14 protein-coding genes are annotated in these 18,968 nt (G+C 72.1%); 8 read left to right on the top strand and 6 right to left on the bottom strand.

All coding sequences use genetic code 11. The annotated features are described in order from the left end of the window. Positions 1 to 59: 59 nt before the first annotated feature. The 3 genes from KVT45_RS03685 to KVT45_RS03675 all read right to left on the bottom strand — a co-directional run bounded on the left by KVT45_RS03685 (position 60) and on the right by KVT45_RS03675 (position 4,986). Positions 60 to 1,763, bottom strand: coding sequence for a phospholipid carrier-dependent glycosyltransferase (locus tag KVT45_RS03685; protein ID WP_217545006.1), 1,704 nt, complete (start codon positions 1,761 to 1,763; stop codon positions 60 to 62). A 94-nt stretch (positions 1,764 to 1,857) separates the two neighbouring features. Then, on the bottom strand, positions 1,858 to 3,789 hold the full coding sequence (locus KVT45_RS03680; RefSeq protein WP_217545005.1) for a phosphatase PAP2 family protein: 1,932 nt from the start codon (positions 3,787 to 3,789) through the stop codon (positions 1,858 to 1,860). Between the two features lie 291 nt (positions 3,790 to 4,080). Continuing rightward, positions 4,081 to 4,986 carry a BadF/BadG/BcrA/BcrD ATPase family protein gene (locus KVT45_RS03675; protein ID WP_217545004.1) on the bottom strand — a complete coding sequence of 302 codons (906 nt, stop codon included), beginning with the start codon at positions 4,984 to 4,986 and terminating at the stop codon, positions 4,081 to 4,083. Positions 4,987 to 5,310: 324 nt separating this feature from the next. On the opposite strand from KVT45_RS03675, the gene KVT45_RS03670 reads away from it, so the two are divergent. From KVT45_RS03670 to KVT45_RS03645, 6 genes are all read left to right on the top strand, one after another. After that, positions 5,311 to 6,444 carry an ROK family transcriptional regulator gene (locus tag KVT45_RS03670; RefSeq protein WP_308310636.1) on the top strand — a complete coding sequence of 378 codons (1,134 nt, stop codon included), beginning with the start codon at positions 5,311 to 5,313 and terminating at the stop codon, positions 6,442 to 6,444. A 276-nt stretch (positions 6,445 to 6,720) separates the two neighbouring features. Continuing rightward, positions 6,721 to 8,043, top strand: coding sequence for an ABC transporter substrate-binding protein (locus tag KVT45_RS03665; RefSeq protein ID WP_217545002.1), 1,323 nt, complete (start codon positions 6,721 to 6,723; stop codon positions 8,041 to 8,043). 124 nt (positions 8,044 to 8,167) lie between these two features. Continuing rightward, positions 8,168 to 9,079 carry a carbohydrate ABC transporter permease gene (locus tag KVT45_RS03660; protein ID WP_217545001.1) on the top strand — a complete coding sequence of 304 codons (912 nt, stop codon included), beginning with the start codon at positions 8,168 to 8,170 and terminating at the stop codon, positions 9,077 to 9,079. Continuing rightward, positions 9,076 to 9,978, top strand: coding sequence for a carbohydrate ABC transporter permease (locus KVT45_RS03655; RefSeq protein WP_217545000.1), 903 nt, complete (start codon positions 9,076 to 9,078; stop codon positions 9,976 to 9,978). The genes KVT45_RS03660 and KVT45_RS03655 overlap by 4 nt, the downstream gene beginning before the upstream one ends. Before the next feature lie 2 nt (positions 9,979 to 9,980). Continuing rightward, complete coding sequence (locus KVT45_RS03650) at positions 9,981 to 11,699, top strand: hypothetical protein (protein ID WP_217544999.1); 1,719 nt, start codon at positions 9,981 to 9,983, stop codon at positions 11,697 to 11,699. Between the two features lie 51 nt (positions 11,700 to 11,750). Beyond that, the gene (locus KVT45_RS03645; RefSeq protein ID WP_217544998.1) at positions 11,751 to 13,568 is read left to right on the top strand and encodes a hypothetical protein; all 1,818 of its coding nucleotides are present in this window, start codon (positions 11,751 to 11,753) and stop codon (positions 13,566 to 13,568) included. 81 nt (positions 13,569 to 13,649) lie between these two features. Here KVT45_RS03645 and KVT45_RS03640 read toward each other — a convergent pair whose 3' ends face one another. Beyond that, positions 13,650 to 14,324: a nucleoside/nucleotide kinase family protein gene (locus tag KVT45_RS03640; RefSeq protein ID WP_217544997.1), complete on the bottom strand. Its 675-nt coding sequence runs from the start codon at positions 14,322 to 14,324 to the stop codon at positions 13,650 to 13,652. Positions 14,325 to 14,401: 77 nt separating this feature from the next. Between KVT45_RS03640 and KVT45_RS03635 the strand changes: the two genes are divergently transcribed. Together KVT45_RS03635 and KVT45_RS03630 are read left to right on the top strand one after the other, a co-directional pair. Then, a complete protein-coding gene (locus KVT45_RS03635; protein ID WP_217544996.1) occupies positions 14,402 to 15,136 on the top strand; it encodes an HAD family phosphatase in 735 nt (244 codons plus the stop codon). Continuing rightward, complete coding sequence (locus tag KVT45_RS03630) at positions 15,133 to 17,478, top strand: glycoside hydrolase family 65 protein (protein WP_217544995.1); 2,346 nt, start codon at positions 15,133 to 15,135, stop codon at positions 17,476 to 17,478. The genes KVT45_RS03635 and KVT45_RS03630 overlap by 4 nt, the downstream gene beginning before the upstream one ends. Before the next feature lie 149 nt (positions 17,479 to 17,627). Here the strand turns inward: KVT45_RS03630 and KVT45_RS57600 are convergent, their stop codons facing one another. Both KVT45_RS57600 and KVT45_RS03620 read right to left on the bottom strand, forming a co-directional pair. Continuing rightward, positions 17,628 to 18,524 (bottom strand): M56 family metallopeptidase, encoded by an 897-nt coding sequence (locus tag KVT45_RS57600; RefSeq protein WP_217544994.1) that lies wholly within the window; start codon positions 18,522 to 18,524, stop codon positions 17,628 to 17,630. Then, positions 18,521 to 18,904, bottom strand: a complete 384-nt coding sequence (locus KVT45_RS03620) for a BlaI/MecI/CopY family transcriptional regulator (protein ID WP_217544993.1) — start codon at positions 18,902 to 18,904, stop codon at positions 18,521 to 18,523. The genes KVT45_RS57600 and KVT45_RS03620 overlap by 4 nt, the downstream gene beginning before the upstream one ends. Positions 18,905 to 18,968: the final 64 nt, after the last annotated feature.

Genomic DNA, 18,968 nt, shown 5'->3' with positions numbered 1-18,968 from the left:
CGGCGCTCACCGGCGGCGGATGAGGTGGTCGTCGCCGGTGGATCAGGTGGATCGTACGGTCACCGCCGATAGATGGTGATCGAATGACCGACATCATCGACCGGACGGCTGGTGTCGATCAATTCGGCCAGTGCGCCTCGTGCCTTGGCGGCCGACGAGTCCGAGACGACCAGCAGCCCGTGCACCTTCCCGGGCGGCACCTTGCGGGGGTCGGCGGCGTGGATGCCGTAGTACTCCGGGACGCCACTGCCCTTGTAGACCAGCCAGATCCGCTCGCCCGGGTAGCGCTCCTTCAGCCGGTCGGCGAGCCGGCCCAGGTCCTGCCCCCAGTCCACGTTGGAGTCGTGCAGCCACAGATGCGTCTTCGCCGGACCGCCGAACGCCTCGTTGGCGTACGGCAGATAGAACGGGAACGCGCGCAGCGAGCTCACCGCGACGAACAGCACCAGCGCCCCGCCCACCGGCCGCGCCCACCGCCGCCGCACCACCAGGACCGAGGCCCCGCCCACCGCCAGGAACATCGGCATGAAGACCGCGTACCGCGTCCCGAAGTCCCGTGACCCGGTCATCGCCGAGGCGAGCAGCACGGCAGGCGGCAGCAGCAGATACGGCGCGGCGGGCCGCAACCGCCGTACCGCCACCAGCGCGACGGCACCGGCCGCCCACAGCGCCAGCATGCCGAGCGGGGTCTTCACCAGCAGGGCGGCCGGCAGGTAGTACCAGCGGGAGCCGGTGTAGAGGTGCCCGAACAGATAGCCCTGCCAGGGGTAGTCCTCCAGGGCGAACTGCATCCGCATGCCGTCCCGGTAGGACTGCGGGAAGGGCATCAGGTCGGCCAGGAGGCCGCGCAGTCCGGGCACCGCCGGCACGGGCTCGGCGGACAGCGCACGGAGCCGGGGATCGACCGCCAGATAGGAGAGCCATACGACGGCGACCGCGGTCAGGGCCACCACGGCCGCGGCCGCGAGGGCGCGCAGCGCACGGCCCGGGCGCGCGCCCCACACCGACACCACCGCCAGCGCCACGAGCACCGGGACGGCGGGCAGCGCGCTCATCTTCGTCGCCAGCGCCGCCCCCAGCGCGGCCCCCGCCAGGGGCAGATACAGCCGGGGCCGGCGCCGGGCCCGCCACACCAGCCAGGCCGACGTCAGCACGAACCCGGCCGACGGCACGTCCAGGGTGGCCAGCGAGCCGTGCGCGATCACGTCCGGGGAGAAGCAGTACAGGGCGAGCGCCAGCAGCCCGGCGGCCGTACCGAGGACTTCACCGGCGAAGGCGAGGACGACCAGACCGAACAGCAGCGTCAGCACGATCACCGGCAGCCGCGCCCACAGCATCACCCGCCAGGGGTCGTTGCCGGACGAGTACAGCAGGTGCCGGCCCACCTGCCCCTGGTCGCCCTGGTACGCCGGGTCGTAGTGCGGGTCTGCGACGGCGATGCCGGCCATGATGACGAGCTTGCCGAGCGGCGGGTGCTCGGTGTTGTAGCGCAGCCGGTGCTCGTGGAGGTAGTCGGTGGCGGTGGCCACGTAGACCGGCTCGTCGATGGTGGGTGTCTGCTGGACGGCGGTGGTCACCATCGCCGCCGCCATCTGGGCGAGCAGCAGCACCGCGAGGACCGGCACCAGCCACCGGCGGCGGGCTCGCAGGGCGGCGGTCAGCCGGGCCGCGGGGGCGGGCCGGGGAAGGGGCCCGGGGCCGGCAGGGAGGTCGGGGACGTCGGGGACGTCGGGTTCGAGGACCGACTGCTGTTCGCTTGCCATCTTCCGCCCCGCGGGGACACCGGGCCCGCGGTGACGGGAGCGATCACGATCAGCCATGGGCCCTACTGTCGCATCGCTCCCGCCACCGGGCGCGTCACCGCTTCACGAGTCGTACCGACAGACCGTCTGCCGTGTACACGGGTACGGCCCGCAGCGTGGCGGAGTTCAGCTCCACCTTGTCGAACTGGCCGCGCAGCCGCGGCGCGTCGACGACCGGGAGGATGCTGCCCGCGGCCGGCGGGTGCTCGGTGTCGAGGTTCAGGGACAGGGTGGTGCCCCTGCCCAGGACGGCCAGGTGCTTCACCGTCAGCGGCGCCGTGCGGCCCTTGGCGAGGGTGACCGTCAGGGCGCCCGCGTCCTGTGTGTACGTCCCGCGCACGAACAGCTGCCCGGTGACCCGCAGGGTGCCGGCCGAGACCCGGACGTCACCGCGGCCCAGCGCGTCGTCGGAGGCGGCGACCAGGGTGCCGGCGGCCAGTACGGTGCCGCCCCGGTAGCGGTTGCCGCCGGTCAGGGTCAGGGTGCCGGTGCCTTTCTTGGTCAGAGAGCCGTGGCCGTCGATGTCGTTGCGCCAGCTGTCGGCCGCCGAGAAGCCGCCGGCCGCCGCGTCCAGGGTGACCGTGACGTCCGCGTCGAAGGCGCCGTAACCGTCCGCCGCGGCGAACAGGTTGAGGCGGCCCCACTGCTCCGGGCCGTCCAGCAGCACGTACCCGGAGGGGAGGCCGGTGGTGCGCAGCACCTCGCGGCGCTGGTCGGCGGTGAGGTACGGCTGGCGGGTCTCCAGCAGCACCTCGGCGCCCTTGGGCACGGTGAACGGGAGCTCGCGGCCCTCCCGCTTCAGGATGTACGTCAGCCGGGGCGTGGCCGCGCGTTCGTTGGCCTCGCGGTCGGCGTACGGGTCGGTGGCGGCGTCGGCCGAGTGGGCGTAGGCGTACAGGGTGTCGGCGGTGCTGCCGGTCTGCGCCTCGAACCAGGCGAGGGCCTGGGCGCGGGCGGCCGCCTTGAGGTCGGCGTTGGCCGGGTCGGCGAGGGTTGCGGCGGCCAGGGCGGTGGCCATGATGCGGCCGCCGATCACGTCGACCGTGTTGTGCATGCCCGCGATGATGCGGGTGTCGCTCAGCTCCAGGGTACGGGCGACCAGCTCCTGGAAGCGCTCCGGCACCGCGTACGCGTAGGCCAGGCCCGCCAGGTGGAAGGCGTTGGTGTGGCCGGACGGGAAGCCGGCGTCGTCGGTGGGGGAGGTGCTGCGCTGGCGCAGCAGCTGCGGGGCGACGACCACGTCGGACTCGTAGACCGGGTAGCCGTAGGCGTCCGTCGTGCCGGTGTCGACGACCTCGCTGTCCTCGTTCATCCGCCACGGACGCGGGTACTGGTAGGCGTACTTGGACGGGTTGCCGGACGCGTAGTTGCCGCGCAGGGTGTCGACCAGGGTGGCCACCTTGCCCAGCGCCGAGTCGTGGGAGCCCGCGCCGAGCGCCGAGCCGGCCGGGGCGTCGGCCGGGACCGCGTCGTTGATGGTGGTCGCCGGGGTGCCGTCGGGGGCGCTGGTGATCGAGGTGACCGCGAGGGAACCGGCCTTGTAGAGGTCGGCGAGCGGGCCGAGGCCGGCGATCATCGCGTAGCTCTGGTGCTGGCGGTCGTAGAGGAAGGCCTTCTTCGCCTCCGCGGCGCTGCGCTTTCTGGTGATCTTGGCGCAGTAACGCAGGTTCGCGCGCAGGATGTCGGCGCGCAGGACGGTGCCGGTGTTCCAGGCGGAACCGGTCTTCCATATCTGCGCGAAGCCGCCGAGGATGCGGACCACCGCGTTGGTGTCGGCGGTGAGGTTGGTGCTGATGTTGGTCTTGTAGTCGTCGACGAACGCGAGGGCCGTCGCGGCCTTGGCGTCGGCGGCCACGAGCCAGGTGGCGAAGGTCGGGGCCGCCAGCACACCCGCCGACGCGCCGAGCGAGGTCTTCAGGAATCCCCGTCGGCCGACGGCGAGTCCACGGGCCGGAGAAGCGGGGTGGTGCCCGGCAGGTGACGGCATGGATGTGCCTCTCTGAGTTCTACGGCGCGGCGGCCGGAGGGGAGTTGACACGAAGGCCCGGTGCGCCCGATGTGCGTGGGCGTGTGGGTTCGCGTGGGAAAAGTGTCGAACGAGCGAAGTTCTATGACCGGCCCGTGTCCCGGTGGCCATCGTCCAACGACCGCAACATGGACCGGAGTTGAACGACAGCCCGGTGGTTCACAGGAAGAACGGGCCGAGACCTGCGCGTTCGCAGCCTCGAACGGCCCGTGGTCCGGGCAGACGGGACCGGACGGGCTGCGGGCGCGTTTCTCACAGGATCGAACGTGCCAGCGCAACCGCGCCCTCGACCGGCGGGAGCCGCAACGGCTGTGGCCGCGCCCCGGGTACGGCCTCGGCGAGCGCGGCGGTGCAGGCGTCGGACAGACGCGGCGGGGAGAGGAGCGCGCCGCCCGCGACCACCACGTCGTCCACGGCGAGACCGCGGGCGGCGAGCCGGGCCACGAGGCCGGCGAGGGCGCGCCCGCCTTCGGCTACCACGTCCGCGGCGAGAGGGGAGCCGGCGTCGGCCGCGGCGAAGAGCACCGGGGCATGCCGGCCCCACTCGGCGGAGACGTCGGAGGCGCTCTCAAGGGCGGCGCCGAGTGCGGGTACCTCGGCCACCTCGAAGGCGGCGACGAGTCCGGTCGCGAGGGCGTCGGGAGCCTCGCCGCGGTCGTGTGCGGCCCAGACGGCGCGGGCGGCCTCCCGGACGAGTCCGGCGGCGCCGCCCTCGTCGCCGAGGACCGCGCCCCAGCCGCCCACCTGCACGGGGCTGCCGTCGGGCTGCCGGCCGACGGCCACCGAGCCGGTGCCGGCGACCAGGCCGACACCCTTGTCCAGGCCGGCGGCGGGGACGAGGAGCTCCGCGTCGCCCACCACCCGGACGGGAATGTCGAGAAGCCCCCGCAGCGCGTCGGCGATGCCGGCGCACTGGCGGGGGGTCTCACAGGCGTGCCCGCCGACGGCCAGGGCGGCCGGGCGGGTGCCGGGGGGCAGGGCGTCGTGGACCAGTGCGGTCAGCCAGCGGGCCGCGGCGGCCGGATCGTGCGGCCGCCAGCCGCTGCTCGGACGGACGTGGTCGGCGACCCGCTCCGCACCGGCGACGGCGCGGAGCTGGGTCTTGGTGCCGCCGACGTCGATACCGACCACGAGCGGGGAAGAAGGTGCGTCCTGCACGGATCCTCTTTCGTCGTCTGGGCGAACAGCGCCGAAGAGCTTGGCACTGTACTGCGACGGCGGGCGAACCGTGCCTGGCCGAACGGGAGTTGAGCAAGTCGGGAAGCCCCGGGACGGGCTTCTTGCGGAGCACGGCAGGCGAGTACCGTGTACTTCGTTAGGAAGTTAACTAACGAAGTACAGTGCGTCAAGAGTTGCCGCGGACTCGATCAACGGGACGCTGTCGAGGCCACAACCGCGCGGCACAAGGGCACCGCATCGCCGCATCTCCCGACACCCGGGGGAGCGCGGCCCCTGACCCATGGGGGAACTGTGGAACACGTCGTGGCTGAAGCCCCCCGGCTCACCGAGAGCGCCGGCGCGGTCTTCGCCGTGCTGGCCCAGGCCGGCAGCGCCACCCGGCCGCAGCTCGCGAGCCTCGCCGGCCTGTCCAAGCCGACGGTCTCCGCCGCCGTCGCGGAGCTGGAGGGGGCCAGGCTGGCCACCCACTCCGGTACCGCGTCCGGCGGCACCGGCCGCTCCGCCGCCGTCTACGGCCTCGGGCCCGCCTCCGGCTCGGTCCTCGCCGTCGACCTCGGCCCGGCCCGTACCCGGGTGCGCGGCTGCGCCCTGGACGGCACTCTGCTCGCCGAGGCGGACACACCCCGCACCCGTGCCGCCGACGCCGTCCGCGAGGCCCTGGCCGGGCTGCCGGCGGGCGCCCCGCTGCGGGCCATCGTCGTCGCCATCGGTGACGTCACCGCCACCGACCGGGCGGGCACCGGCATGCGCCCGGCGACCGCCAAGGCGGGGCCCGTCTTCGACGCGGTCTCCGTCGCCCTGCCGCCGGGGGTTCCGGTGCACCTGGAGAACAACGTCAACTGCGCGGCCCTCGCCGAGCTCCACGAGGGCGCCGCCCGGGGCCGCCGGACCTTCGGCTACCTGCGGATCGGCGTCGGTATCGGTCTGGGCATCGTCATCGGCGGTCATGTGCTGCGCGGCGCCAACGGCGCGGCCGGTGAGCTGGCCCGGCTGCCCTACCCCTGGGACGACGACCGGGAGCCCCGTCAGGAGGCCCTGGAGGCCTACGTCGGCTCGCAGGCCCTGCTGCGCCGGGCCGCCGAGGCCTGGCGGGAAACCGACGGCCCGTGCCCCCGTACCGCCGAGCGGCTGTTCGCGCTGGCCGCCGAGGGCCGCGAACCGGCCCGTTCCCTCGTCGCCCGGCACGCCGCCGACGTCGGCAGGCTGGCCGCCGCCGTGACCGCCGTACTGGACCCGGGGCTGATCGTCCTGGGCGGCAGCACCGGCGCGGACCCGCAGCTCCTGTCCGGGGTGCGGACCGAGCTGGGGCGGCTGAGCTGGCCCACCGAGGTGGTCAGCAGCCAGATCGGCGATCTCGGTACCGTGGTGGGTGCCGCCCGGCTCGCCGTGGCCAAGGGAGTCCAAAACGTGACCGAAGGCGCGCAGGTGAAGGATTGACGGCTTCCTTATCGGTCTGCCAATGTCCGGACAAGCGCTTTCTAAGTCGGCCGGGACGCCGGCTTGGGGTGAGCCTCCCAGCCCGTACATGATGTACGGCAACCGTACGAGGGCGTGCCCGTGCGGTGACGGCCAGGACGGCCGGGGATCTCGCCCCGCGTGGACGATGCGGCCGGGCGAGGCCGCGCCCCCCGGAAAGTGACTTTTCCTTCAAAATGCACCCGTGCCGCCTCAGCCGGCGCCGTGCTCCGTCCGTACGACGAAATGGGATCGAAGATGACCACTGTGGGTGTGCGGCGCTCCAGCCGACTCGGCCGCGGCGGTATGCGCCGCCTGATTCCCCTCGCTGCCGTGGCCTCGGCAGGAGCCCTGCTGCTCTCCGCCTGCGGGTCGGGGTCCGGCTCCGGCGGGACCGCGAAGTCGCTGACGTTCTGGATCTCCACGGTTCCGGGCCAGGACGCGGGCTGGAAGAAGCTGGTGGCGCAGTACAAGAAGGAAACCGGCGTCAGCGTCAAGCTCGTCAACATCCCCTACGACGGCTACCCGACGAAGCTGCACAACGCCGCGCAGGCGAACTCGCTGCCGGATGTCGCCGACGTGCCGGCCCTTGACCCGATCTGGTCGAGCAAGCTGATCGACCTCAGCTCCATCGCCAACAACAAGAGCTACAACATCAACGCCAACTTCCTCGCCAAGGACTCGTCCGGGAAGGTGCTGTCCATCCCCTCGGACGTCACCGCGTCCGGCCTGTTCATCAACAAGTCGCTGTTCAAGAAGGCCGGTGTCGCCGTCCCGACCTCGCCCTCGGACACCTGGACCTGGACCGAGTTCATCGCGGCGGCGAACAAGGTCCGGGAGAAGACCGGCGCCAAGTACTCCCTGACCTTCGACCAGTCGCCGTCCCGGCTGCGCGCCATGGTGTACGAGATGGGCGGGAATTACGTCCACGCGGACTCCTCCGGCAAGTTCTCGGTGGACGCGGCGACCACGAAGGCCGTGAAGTACTTCGTCGGTCTGAACGACGACAAGGTCATGCCGAAGTCGGTGTGGACCAGCGGCGCCGACCCGTCGGCCATGTTCCAGAGCGGTGACGTGGTCGCCTACTGGTCCGGCGTCTGGCAGGTCGCCTCCTTCGCGGACAGCATCAAGAAGTTCGACTGGGCGAGCGTTCCGACTCCCGCCCAGCCGGTGCAGGCCAGTGACGTCAACAGCGGCGGCATGATGGTGGGCTTCAACAACAACGGCGCCGCGTCCACCGCCGCGAAGAAGTTCCTGTCCTGGGTCTACGAGCCGGACCAGTACCGCACGCTGTGTGAGGCGTCCGGGTTCCTGCCCGTCGAAAGCGGTCTGAACCCGAAGTACCCCTTCACCTCCTCGGCGGCGCAGGCGGCGTTCACGCTCTACAACGAGGAGATCCCGCTCTACGCCCCGATCTCGGGCTACTTCAACGGCGCGCAGACGAGCTGGGTGCTGAAGGGCAAGAGCCTCACCACCGACCCGACCAAGACCGAGCTGGGCAAGGCGATCAACGGTCAGCAGACGGTCGACAAGGCCCTCCAGAACATCGTTGACGGCTACAACCAGCAGGTCGGCGGCTGATCGTAGGTCCAAGGGCCCGGGAGGCGGGGTCGAGACACCGCCTCCCGGGCCTGGTCGCCCACGTGATGCCGGGCTCACGGCGTGAGCCCACAGCAATCCATCCACCAGCACGGAAGTCAGGAAGATGACAAAAAGTGCCGCGGCAGTGTCCGTGAGGCAGCCCAGGAGACGCAGTACCTACACCCTCGCGCCGCTCGTCCTCATCGCGGCCAATGTCGTGCTCTTCGCGCTGTTCTTCGCGTGGCCGGCGGTGATCGGGCTCGTCTACTCCTTCACGAACTACACGGGTGTGGGGGCGTACCAGTTCATCGGACTGGACAACTACCACAACCTGTTCGGGGACTCCGCCTTCTACGACGCGCTGACCCGGACGCTGCTGTACACCGTCCTCTTCGTGCCGCTGAACTTCGCGCTCTCGCTGCTCGCCGCCAACCTGCTGGTGAGCAAGCACGCCAAGGGCGCGTCCGTCGCCCGTGTCATCTTCTTCATCCCGTGGCTGCTGTCGCCCATCGTCGTGGGTGTCCTGTGGCGGTGGCTGTTCGGCGAGAACTTCGGACTGGTCAACTACGTCATCGAGAAGCTCGGCGGGTCCGCCGTTCCTTGGCAGTCGAACGCGGACCTGTCGCTGGTGGTGGTGGTGTTCGCGGCATCCTGGGCCTGGACGGGCTTCTCGATGCTGCTGTTCATCGCGGCGATCAAGAACGTACCGGTGTCGTACTACGAGGCGGCCTCGCTCGACGGCGCCGGCCCCTGGCGCCAGTTCATCAGCATCACGCTGCCCAGCATCGCGCCCACCTCGTTCATCGTGATCCTGCTCAACACGATCAACGCGATGAAGGAATACCCGGTGTTCGTCTCCCTCAACAACGGCGGACCCGGCACCTCGAACAACCTGCTTGTCCAGTACATCTATCAGACCGGCTTCCAACGGGGCCAGATCGGCTACGCGAGCGCCGCGTCGTTCGTGCTCATGCTCATCCTGATGGCCGTCGCGATCATCCAGCTGATCGTCAACCGACGGGTGGAGAACCGATGACAACCACAGACACGCCACGCCCGGTCGACGCCGGTCCCGGACGGGCCGTTTCCAAAAAGCGGTCCCGCGGTGCGGGCAGCGGCGGGCTCCGGCGAGCGGTACCCGCGACGACGCTGCTGTGGATCATGGCGTGCCTCTACGGGCTGCCGGTGCTGTGGTTCATCCTCAGCTCACTCAAACCGGCCGGGGACCTGTTCTCCTATCCGCTGACGCTGATTCCGCACCACCCCACCCTGTCGGGCTACTCCCAGGCGTGGCGCAGCGCCAACTTCTCCCAGTACTTCATCAACACGACCATCGTGTGCGTGGTCACCACGATCCTCACGGTGGGCGTCAGCTGCTGCACCGGGTACGCGCTGGCCAAGTACGACAACAGATGGCTCAAGGCGTTCTTCATCTGCATCCTGGCCACCACGATGCTGCCGGGCGAGGTCATGCTCGCCCCCGAGTTCCTGGTGGTCCGCAACCTCGGCCTCTACAACTCGTTCGCCGGCATCATCCTCCCGGCCGTCCTCACCGCGACCGGATGCTTCATGTTCCGCCAGTTCTTCATCACGGTCCCCGACGAACTTGTGGAAGCCGCACGCATCGACGGCGCCCGCGAACTGTCGATCTTCCTGCGGATCATGGTGCCGCTCTCCCGGCCCATCATGCTGACCCTCGCCATCCTGTCCTTCCAGTGGCGGTGGAACGACTACATCTGGCCGCTGCTGATGCTGAACGACCCCAACAAGTTCACCGTGCAGATCGGCATCCAGAGCATCGTCGGCGCGCAGAACATCAACTGGTCGGTCCTGCTCGGCGCATCGGTCATCTCCATGATCCCGCTGATCGCCATCTTCCTGGTCTTCCAGCGCTACGTCATGGGCGCCGACATCAATGCAGGCCTGAAGGACTGACCGTGCCCACCCCGCTCGACCACGAGTTCGTCCGCGCGGCGGCCGGCGCAGCCGACCGGCTGGCCGCCCCGCTGGCGGCTCACCCCGACGAGGAACCCGCCGGGGTGACCCACCGCGCCCTGGCGCGCCGGGTGAAGACTCTGGTCGCGGCGTACCGTTCCACGGACTCCACACTGCACGGCAGCGGGCAGGCCGTCGCCGCCACGATGGCCCACCTCGGCGCCCTCCGGGCCGCGCAGACCAGCACCGGCCTCTTCGCCGGCGGCGACAACGTGCAGTCACCGCCGGACTCCGCGTTCACCGTCAACGACGTGTGCGACACGCACGTCCTCGCCGCGGGCGCGGGGCCGGAACTGCGCGACGTCACGGTCGCGCTCGCCGAGATCGCCGGCGCCGCCTCCGGCGCTCTCCTGACCGGCGGGGTGCACACCCCGAACCACCGCTGGGAGCTGTGCGCGGCGCTGGCCCGGCTGCACCGGTCGTTCCCGGACAGCCGGCTTGTCGACCGCATCGACGCGTGGCTCGCCGAGGGCGTCGACATCGACGCGGAGGGCCTGTACTCGGAGCGCAGCGCCGTCTACGCGGCCCACGTGTCCAACCCGTCGCTGCTGCTCCTGGCCGACGTCCTCGGCCGCACCGACCTGCGGGACGCCGTCGAACGCAACCTCACCGCGACCCTGGACCTCATCAGACCGGACGGCACGGTGGAGACCGTCCACTCGCGGCGGCAGGACCAGAACGGGCGGTTCCCGCTGGCGCCCTACCTGCCGCACTACCGGCTGCTCGCGATCCGCACCGGCCGACGCGACTTCAGCCGGGCGGCGCGGCTGGCGGCCGCCGGCGGCATCGACGACCCCGGCCTGCTCGCCGAGACCCTCCTCACCCCCGACCTGTGCCGCGCGCTGCCGGCACCGGCGCCGGAACCCCTTCCCCGCGACCGGTACATCACCACGGCGCGCCTCGCCTCACGTGCCTCCGCCACCGCGCACAGCGTCCTGTACGGCGGCTCGGACGTGCCCGAGCACCGGCGCATCCGCTCGGGCCTCGCCTGCAATCCCACCTTCCTGCGCCTGTTCGCCGGCGACGCCGTCCTCGACGCGGTCCGCCTCTCCCGGGGATTCTTCGACCTGGGCCCGTTCCGCGCCGCCGGCATGCAACAGCTCGCCGACAACCGGTACCGGCTCACCGAAACCCTCACGGCCGCCTACTACCAGCCGCTCCTGCCGGACCGGCGACGGGACGACGGCGCCTACCGCATGGCGGACGAGGGCCGCTTCTCGGCCGCGATGGCCTTCCCGGACCGGCCCCGGGACGAGGTCTCCCACACGACCAGCGTCGAAGCGGAGCTGCGGGAAGACGGTGCCGACCTGCGGATCGACATCAGCGGACCACGGGTGCCCTGGGCCCTCGAACTGACCTTCCGCCCGGGCGGCGTGCCGGCGGGCGCCGTACCGATCGGCGACGGACGCTGGTGCCTGACGACCGGGCCGATGACCTACCGGGTGGGCGACGACGAGATCCGGGTCGAGGCCGACGTCCAGGCAGGCGAACCCCTTGCAGGGCCGGACCCGGGCGACGTACTACGGTACGACCCGGGTCAGGACCACACCGTGGTGGGCGGCACCGACGCCACGACCGGGAACCGCGTCTACATCGGTGGGCACGGCCCTCAGACACTGACCGTCGCACTGCGCGCCCGCCGTCCCCCGTCTGTCGTCTGAACCCGACGAACCACGCCATGGCCACCTCCGGCATGAAGGGCTGATCCACCCGTGCACCTCCTCCACCAGCGCCGCCCGCTGCACGACCTCCCGGACACCCAGGAGGCGTACGACACCGTCCTCGCCGACGTCGTCGAGCAGGCCCTGGCCCGGCTCACGCCCGAGGGCAATCTCGAACACCCCGACTGTGTGGACGACATCGGCGACACCTCGCTCGGCATCACCTCGCTGCTGGCCTTCGCCTGGCAGCGCGGCAAGGACCCGCGGCTGCCGGAGGCGGTGCGCCGCAGCCTCGCCTTCCATCTGCGCGAGCGGGTCTACACCGAGGACAACCCCGGCTACCCGAACCTGAGGATCCGCAACTCCGGGTTCCCGTACGCCCGTTACGTGCTGGTGCCGGGTGCGCACCCCATCGGCGACTGGCCGAGCACGGTGTGGGCGCTGCTCCAGGCGGTCAACATCCTCGGCACGGCCGACGGCCTGGTCGACGACGAACAGTGCGCCGAACTGCTGGAGGTGGCCTGGGGCTACTGGCGCTGGCTCACCGAGGCGACCTTCTTCAACCCGCAGGAGGCCGGCAACCAGGCCATCGGCTGCGTGGTGGGCGGGCTGATGCTGGCGGGCCACCTGCCGGACGCCGAGGGCGAGCCGGTGCGCGCACTGGCGCTGCGGCTGTACGCCGACGAGATCCGCGCCCACCGGGTCGCGGACCGGGGTGCCCTGCTGCCCCCCGAGCACGGCGGCGCCTACGACAACAACTACGGCCCGATCTCCCTGTCCTTCCTCGCCCAGGCCCACCGGGTCAGCGGCGAAGAGGTCTTCGCCGAGGACGGCGACGCGCTCGCCCGCTACATCGACGCCCGGCTCGCGGGCGGCGGCTTCGACAACGGCGGACCGCGCTACAGCGAACAGCACTCGGCCTTCGAGTCGGTCCTCGGCCTGCGCTACTTCGGCGCCCGTATCGGCTCCGACCTGGGCCGCTACCGGGGCGACAGCCGCTGGGCCCGGTACGCGGCCAAGCCGGACGGCGGGGTCGACGGGCACTTCGCCTGGATGCTGGTCTGGCAGATCCAGGACACCACCCCCTGGCACCGCGACCCGTCGACGGCCCCGGCCCGCCACCAACTCCGGGCGGGATCCGTGTCGGTGGCCTTCGACCACCGGATGACCCCGTCCTTGATCGAGGCCGCCGGCACCTACTACCTGCCGGCGGCGGTGAACCGGCAGCACGGCTTCGGACCGGCCCTGGACGGCTTCCTGTACTGCCGGCCGATGGGCGAGGTCCGGGTCCGGGACATGACCGCCGACGGCCTGACCGCCAAGCTGGTCAGCAAGCCGGTCGTGGGCCGCGACCAGGTGCTGCGCCATGTGAGCTCGCTCTACGTCACGGACGGCACCCGGCTGTGGGTGACGGTGGCCGTGGAGCGCCTCGACGGGACGCCGTACCTGCTGGCCGGGCTGCCGTACGCGGCGGACGACGGCGAGAGGGTGCGCCGGGTCGCCGAGGGCGAGGTCGCCTCGGCGGGTGCCCTGCGCCTCACGCACCCCACCCCGCAGGGCGTGGACCACTTCGACGCGCGCGCCGAACTCACTCAGGAACAGGCCGCGTTCGCCCTCGCCGCCGACCCGCGCGGCTTCGGCAACCCGGACGAGGGCTGGCGCCACCTGGTCACCTCGACGGCGTACGAGGCCGAACCGGCGCCGGGCGCACCGGAGCACCTGCACGTGTTCGCCGTGCGGTACGGGCCCGGCGGTGACTTCACGCCGTCGTTCGAGGGCGACCTGACCGTGCACACCGAGGCGTTCACGGCCGCCATCGGGGCCGAGGACGCCCACGGCGACCCCGAACTCGCCCTAGCCGCCTGCTGAGCGCTCCGCTGGCACTGCCGCGATATGCCGTCTGTCGACTGCGGCGCCGTCGTGGCTGGTTGCGCAGTTCCCCGCGCCCCTTCAGGGCGCTTCACAGCTGCCCGCGTCGTACGGCGCGGGCAGCGCCGTCTCCGGGACCACCAGGTCCGCCCGGTCCCGGGTGGCGGCGACCAGGTCGGCGTTGCGCTGGTCGGTGCCCGCCACCCAGGCCACCGCCTGGTCGTGGCCCTTGCCGAACTCCTCGTGCCGGGCGACCAGCCGCCGTACCCGCTCCGCCTCGTCGATCTCGCAGAACCACACCGCGTCCAGCGTCGGCCGCACCCGCGCCCACGAACCGTCCGTCAGCAGCAGGTAGTTGCCCTCCGTCACCACCAGCCGGGCCGTCGGCAGGACGGGGATCACGCCCGCGAGCGGCTGCTCGAGGACCCGCTCGAAGCCCGGCGCGTACACCACGACGTCCGTCTCCTCGCGCAGCCGCCGCAGCAGCGCCGCGTACCCGGCCGCGTCGAAGGTCGCGGGCGCCCCCTTGCGGTCCCGCAGGCCGAGGCGGTCCAGCTCGACGTCGGCCAGGTGGAAGCCGTCCATCGGCACATGCGCGACCCACGGCTCACCGGCGCCGTTCAGCTCCCGCACCAGATGTTCGGCCAGGGTCGTCTTGCCGGCACCGGGGCTGCCCGCGATGCCGAGGATCGCGCGCGGAGCCCGTCCGGCGAGTGAACGGGCGCGGTCGAGAAGGTCGTCGAAAGTCAGCGGCACGCAAAAAGTGTGACACCGGGCCCGGAATGTGGCGGGCGCCACCCCCTCGAAGCCGTCCGGTGGGGAAGATGCCGGACATGACTGAACTCGGTCTGCCCGACACCATCCAGGCCTGTCTCTTCGATCTCGACGGGGTCGTCACCAGGACGGCCGTCGTGCACGCGGCGGCCTGGAAGGAGACCTTCGACGCCTTCCTGCGCGACCACGACGGACAGCGGACCTTCGACGCGGTCGCCGACTACGACGAGTACGTCGACGGCCGCCCCCGTGCCGACGGGGTCCGTTCCTTCCTCGACTCCCGGGGCATCCACCTGCCCGAGGGCACCCCGGACGACCCACCGGACGCCCCGACCGTACACGGCCTCGGCAACCGCAAGAACGAACTGCTGCTGGAGAAGATCCGCACCCAGGGGGTCGAGGCCTACGACGGCACCCTGCGCTACCTGGAGGCGGTCCGCGCGCACGGACTGCGCACGGCGATCGTCTCCTCCAGCGCCAACTGCCGTGACGTGCTGCGCTCGATCGGCGCCGAGCACTTCTTCGACGTCCGCATCGACGGAGTCGTGGCGGCCGAGCGCCGGCTGCCCGGCAAGCCGCACCCGGACACCTTCCTGGCCGCCGCCCACGACCTGGGGGTCGAACCAGCCCGCGCCGCGGTCTTCGAGGACGCCCTCGCCGGGATGGACGCGGGTCGCGCGGGTCGCTTCGGATACGTCGTCGGCGTGGACCGCGTCGGACAGACCGACGCCCTGTACGCGCACGGCGCGGACACCGTCGTGAAGGACCTCGCCGAGCTGGGAGGCAAGGAGTGATCACCCACCGGTCGTACGCCGTGGAACCCTGGGCCGTTCGCGAGACCGAGCTCAAACTGGACGTGCTCGCGCAGAGCGAGTCGGTGTTCGCGCTCTCCAACGGGCACGTCGGCTGGCGCGGCAACCTCGACGAGGGCGAACCGCACGGCCTGCCGGGCAGCTACCTCAACGGCGTGCACGAGGTGCACCCGCTGCCGTACGCCGAGGCGGGCTACGGCTACCCCGAGTCCGGGCAGACCGTCATCAACATCACCAACGGCAAGATCCTGCGGCTGCTGGTCGACGACGAGCCCTTCGACCTGCGCTACGGCCGGCTCGTCGCCCATGAGCGGGTCCTCGACCTGCGCCGGGGCGTCCTGGAGCGGACCTGCGAGTGGACCTCGCCGGCCGGCTCCACCGTGCGGGTGCGCTCGACCCGGCTGGTGTCGCTGACCCAGCGGGCGATCGCCGCCGTCTCCTACGAGGTGGAAGCCGTCGACCGGCGCTGCCGGATCGTGGTCCAGTCCGAGCTGGTCGCCAACGAGCAGCTGCCCGGGTCCGACGGCGATCCGCGCGCCGCGATGGCGCTGGAGTCGGCGCTGGAAGAGGAGGACAACTTCGCCTCCGGGCACCGGCTGCGCCTTGTGCACCGCACCCGGCGCAGCGGCCTGCGGGTCGCGGTCGCCGCCGACCACACGGTCTCCGGCCCCGAGCGGACCTCGGCCCGCGCCGAGAGCGGCGTCGACGTGGCCCGGCTGACCGTCACCTCCGTGCTGGAGCCGGGCCAGCTGCTGCGGGTGGAGAAGTTCGTCGCCCACGGCTGGTCCGGGGTGCGCTCGCTGCCCGCCATGGCCGACCAGGTGGACGCGGCGCTCGCGGCCGCCGCCCACGAGGGCTGGCAGGGGCTCGCCGACGACCAGCGCGGCTACCTGGACGACTTCTGGTCCCGCGCCGACGTGGAGGTGGACGGCGACGAGGAGGTCCAGCAGGCCGTCCGCTTCGCCCTCTTCCACGTGCTCCAGGCCGGGGCCCGCGCCGAACAGCGGGCGATACCCGCCAAGGGCCTCACCGGCTCCGGGTACGACGGGCACGCCTTCTGGGACACCGAGATGTTCGTGCTGCCCGTCCTCACCCACACCGCCCCCGGTGCCGTCGCCGAGGCGCTGCGCTGGCGGCACAACACCCTGCCCGCCGCCCGCGAACGCGCCGCCCAGCTCGGTCTGGACGGGGCCGCGTTCCCCTGGCGGACGATCGCCGGCTCGGAGGGCTCCGCCTACTGGCCGGCCGGCACCGCCGCCTTCCACGTCAACGCCGACGTCGCCGACGCGGTGGTCCGCTATGTCGCCGCCACCGGCGACACCGACTTCGAACGGGACACCGGCGTCGAACTGCTCGTGGAGACCGCCCGGCTGTGGCGCTCCCTCGGCCACCACGACAGCCGCGGCGCCTTCCACATCGACGGCGTCACCGGCCCCGACGAGTACAGCGCGGTCGCCGACGACAACACGTACACCAACCTGATGGCCCGGGCGAACCTGCTGGCCGCCGCCGACGCCGTCGAACGCCACCCGCGGCAGGCGGCGGAGCTCGGTGTCGACGCGGAGGAGAGCGCCGCCTGGCGGGACGCGGCCGAGTCCGTGCACATCCCGTACAACCACGAGCTGGGCGTCCACGAACAGCACGCCGGGTTCACCCGCTACCAGCACTGGGACTTCGAGAACACCCGCCCCGAGCAGTACCCGCTGCTGCTGAACTTCCCCTACTTCGACCTCTACCGCAAACAGGTCGTCAAACAGGCCGACCTGGTGCTGGCGATGTACACCTGCGAGGCGTACTTCGACGAGGAGCACATCGCCCGCAACTTCGCCTACTACGAGCCGCTGACGGTCCGCGACTCCTCCCTGTCCGCCTGCTGCCAGGCCGTCGTCGCCGCCCAGGCCGGGCACCTGACGCTCGCCCACGCCTACACGGCGGAGGCCGCGCTGATGGACCTCGACGACCTGGAGCACAACACCCGCGACGGACTGCACATCGCCTCGCTCGCCGGCACCTGGATGGCGCTGGTGGCCGGCTTCGGCGGGCTGCGCCACTACGACGACGGGGCCCGGTTCGCCCCCCGGCTGCCGGAACGGCTGCGGAGGCTGGCCTTCAGCCTGCAGCTGCGGGACAGCAGGCTCCGGGTGGAGATCGGCGCCGACAAGGCCACGTACACCCTCCTCGACGGCCCGCCGCTCACCGTGCACCACCACGGAGAGCCGGTCACGGTCGGCACGGACGGCCCGGCGGTGCGGGCGGTGCCACCGGCGAGGCCGGGCCCGGCGCCGGGCCAGCCGCTGCACCGGGCACCGAATCGGCCGACCTGAGCGATAGCTTTTTGGGGGCGCGGGGAACTGCGCGATCAGCCACGACGGTGGCGCGGACGACCGATTGCGCCGTAGGGGTCCGGATGCGTTGCAAAGTGCCGGTTGACTGTGGCTGGTCGCGCAGTTCCCCGCGCCCTTAAAGGGGCGCCTTAAGTGAGGACGTTCCAGAGCAGGGCCACCAGGTCGCTCGTCGCGTCCGCCGAGAAGAGTGCGGCCAGTGCGCCCAGGGCGAGGACGGCTGCCGCGGCCGGCCAGAGGTGTGGGGGCGGGGTGGTCTGGAGGGCCGCGATCCGGCGCGTGACCGCTCGGTCCGTGAAGTTCAGGGCGCAGGCCGGGCGGGCGGCGCGGCCCGCGCTGAGCGCCGCCCGGGCCAGCGCCCGGGCGGTGGTGCCGCGGTCCCCGACCTCGGTCGCCGCCTGCTCGTCCGCCCAGCGCTCCACCAGGAAGGTCACGGCGGAACGGACCGGGCCGAGCAGCGGGTTGGCGGCCGCGGCGAGCGTCACCGCCGTCACCAGACGGCCGTGCCGGTGCCGCAGATGGGCCCGTTCGTGGGCCAGCAGCACCCGCCGCTCCGCCGGTGCCAGCGCACCCAGCATCGCCGAGGTGACCAGGATGCGGCCCGGCCGGCCCGGGATCGCGAACGCCTGCGGCACCTCGCAGGCGGCCACCACCAGCTCGGTGTCCCGCGGATGCCCCTCGCACAGCCGCCGCAGCGCCCGCCGGGTGCGCCGCTCGGCCCGCACCGCCCGCTGCACCCGCCAGACCACCACGGCCAGCGCGAGGCACGCGGCGACGCCGATCACCTCGGGCACCGGGTCGGCCAGCGGGCGGCCGTCCTCATGGGCCTCCCGGATCACCGGCGGGGCGTCGCCCAGCAGGGCCGTCGTCAGGAGGATCAGAGACCAGGTGGCCGCGGCCGCGGTGAGCACGGCTGCGGACGCCAGCACGCGTGCCGCCAGCGCGGGCGCCATCCGGCGGCCGATCACCGGGCTGACCAGGGGCAGCAGCAGGGAGACCAGCAGCGGGGTATAGACGTCGAACCTCATGCGCCGCCTCCGGCGAACAGGTTCCGCAGCGCCCGCTCCTCCTCCGGGCTCAGCCCGGACACGAACTGCTGGAGCGCGGCGATCGGGTCCGGGCCCCGGTCCAGGGCCTCGTGCATGGCCTCGGCGGTCAGCTCGGCCGCGTTCTTCGCCGGCCGGTACGCGCCGCGCCGCCCGTCGGCGTCCCGCAGGACGAGCCCTTTGTCGTACAGCCGCTTCAGGATCGTGTGGACCGTGTTGTACGCGAGCCCGCCGCCGATCTCGGTCTGGATCTCGGCCGGGGTCAGCGGGCGTTCGGTCGCCCACAAGGCTGCCAGGACCTCGCTCTCCAGCTCTCCGGCGCTGCGCCGCTCCGCCCTGCCGCGGGACCCTGTGCCAGCCATGGCTCAACCTTACAGCGCGTAGTGCCGCCGTTCGTATGGCCGTACCCGCGCTGCCTCCACCGGT

This window comes from Streptomyces sp. GbtcB6 (assembly GCF_019091475.1).
GTDB classification, from domain to species: Bacteria; Actinomycetota; Actinomycetes; order Streptomycetales; family Streptomycetaceae; genus Streptomyces; species Streptomyces hyaluromycini.
This window is presented reverse-complemented; position numbering and strand designations above follow the sequence as displayed.

What these genes read in the sequence shown, in the direction of transcription:
- KVT45_RS03685 (WP_217545006.1), bottom strand. Translation starts at nt 1,763, where the DNA reads ATGGCAAGCGAACAGCAGTCGGTCCTCGAACCCGACGTCCCCGACGTC.
- KVT45_RS03680 (WP_217545005.1), bottom strand. Translation starts at nt 3,789, where the DNA reads ATGCCGTCACCTGCCGGGCACCACCCCGCTTCTCCGGCCCGTGGACTC.
- KVT45_RS03665 (WP_217545002.1), top strand. Translation starts at nt 6,721, where the DNA reads ATGACCACTGTGGGTGTGCGGCGCTCCAGCCGACTCGGCCGCGGCGGT.
- KVT45_RS03660 (WP_217545001.1), top strand. Translation starts at nt 8,168, where the DNA reads ATGACAAAAAGTGCCGCGGCAGTGTCCGTGAGGCAGCCCAGGAGACGC.
- KVT45_RS03655 (WP_217545000.1), top strand. Translation starts at nt 9,076, where the DNA reads ATGACAACCACAGACACGCCACGCCCGGTCGACGCCGGTCCCGGACGG.
- KVT45_RS03635 (WP_217544996.1), top strand. Translation starts at nt 14,402, where the DNA reads ATGACTGAACTCGGTCTGCCCGACACCATCCAGGCCTGTCTCTTCGAT.
- KVT45_RS57600 (WP_217544994.1), bottom strand. Translation starts at nt 18,524, where the DNA reads ATGAGGTTCGACGTCTATACCCCGCTGCTGGTCTCCCTGCTGCTGCCC.
- KVT45_RS03620 (WP_217544993.1), bottom strand. Translation starts at nt 18,904, where the DNA reads ATGGCTGGCACAGGGTCCCGCGGCAGGGCGGAGCGGCGCAGCGCCGGA.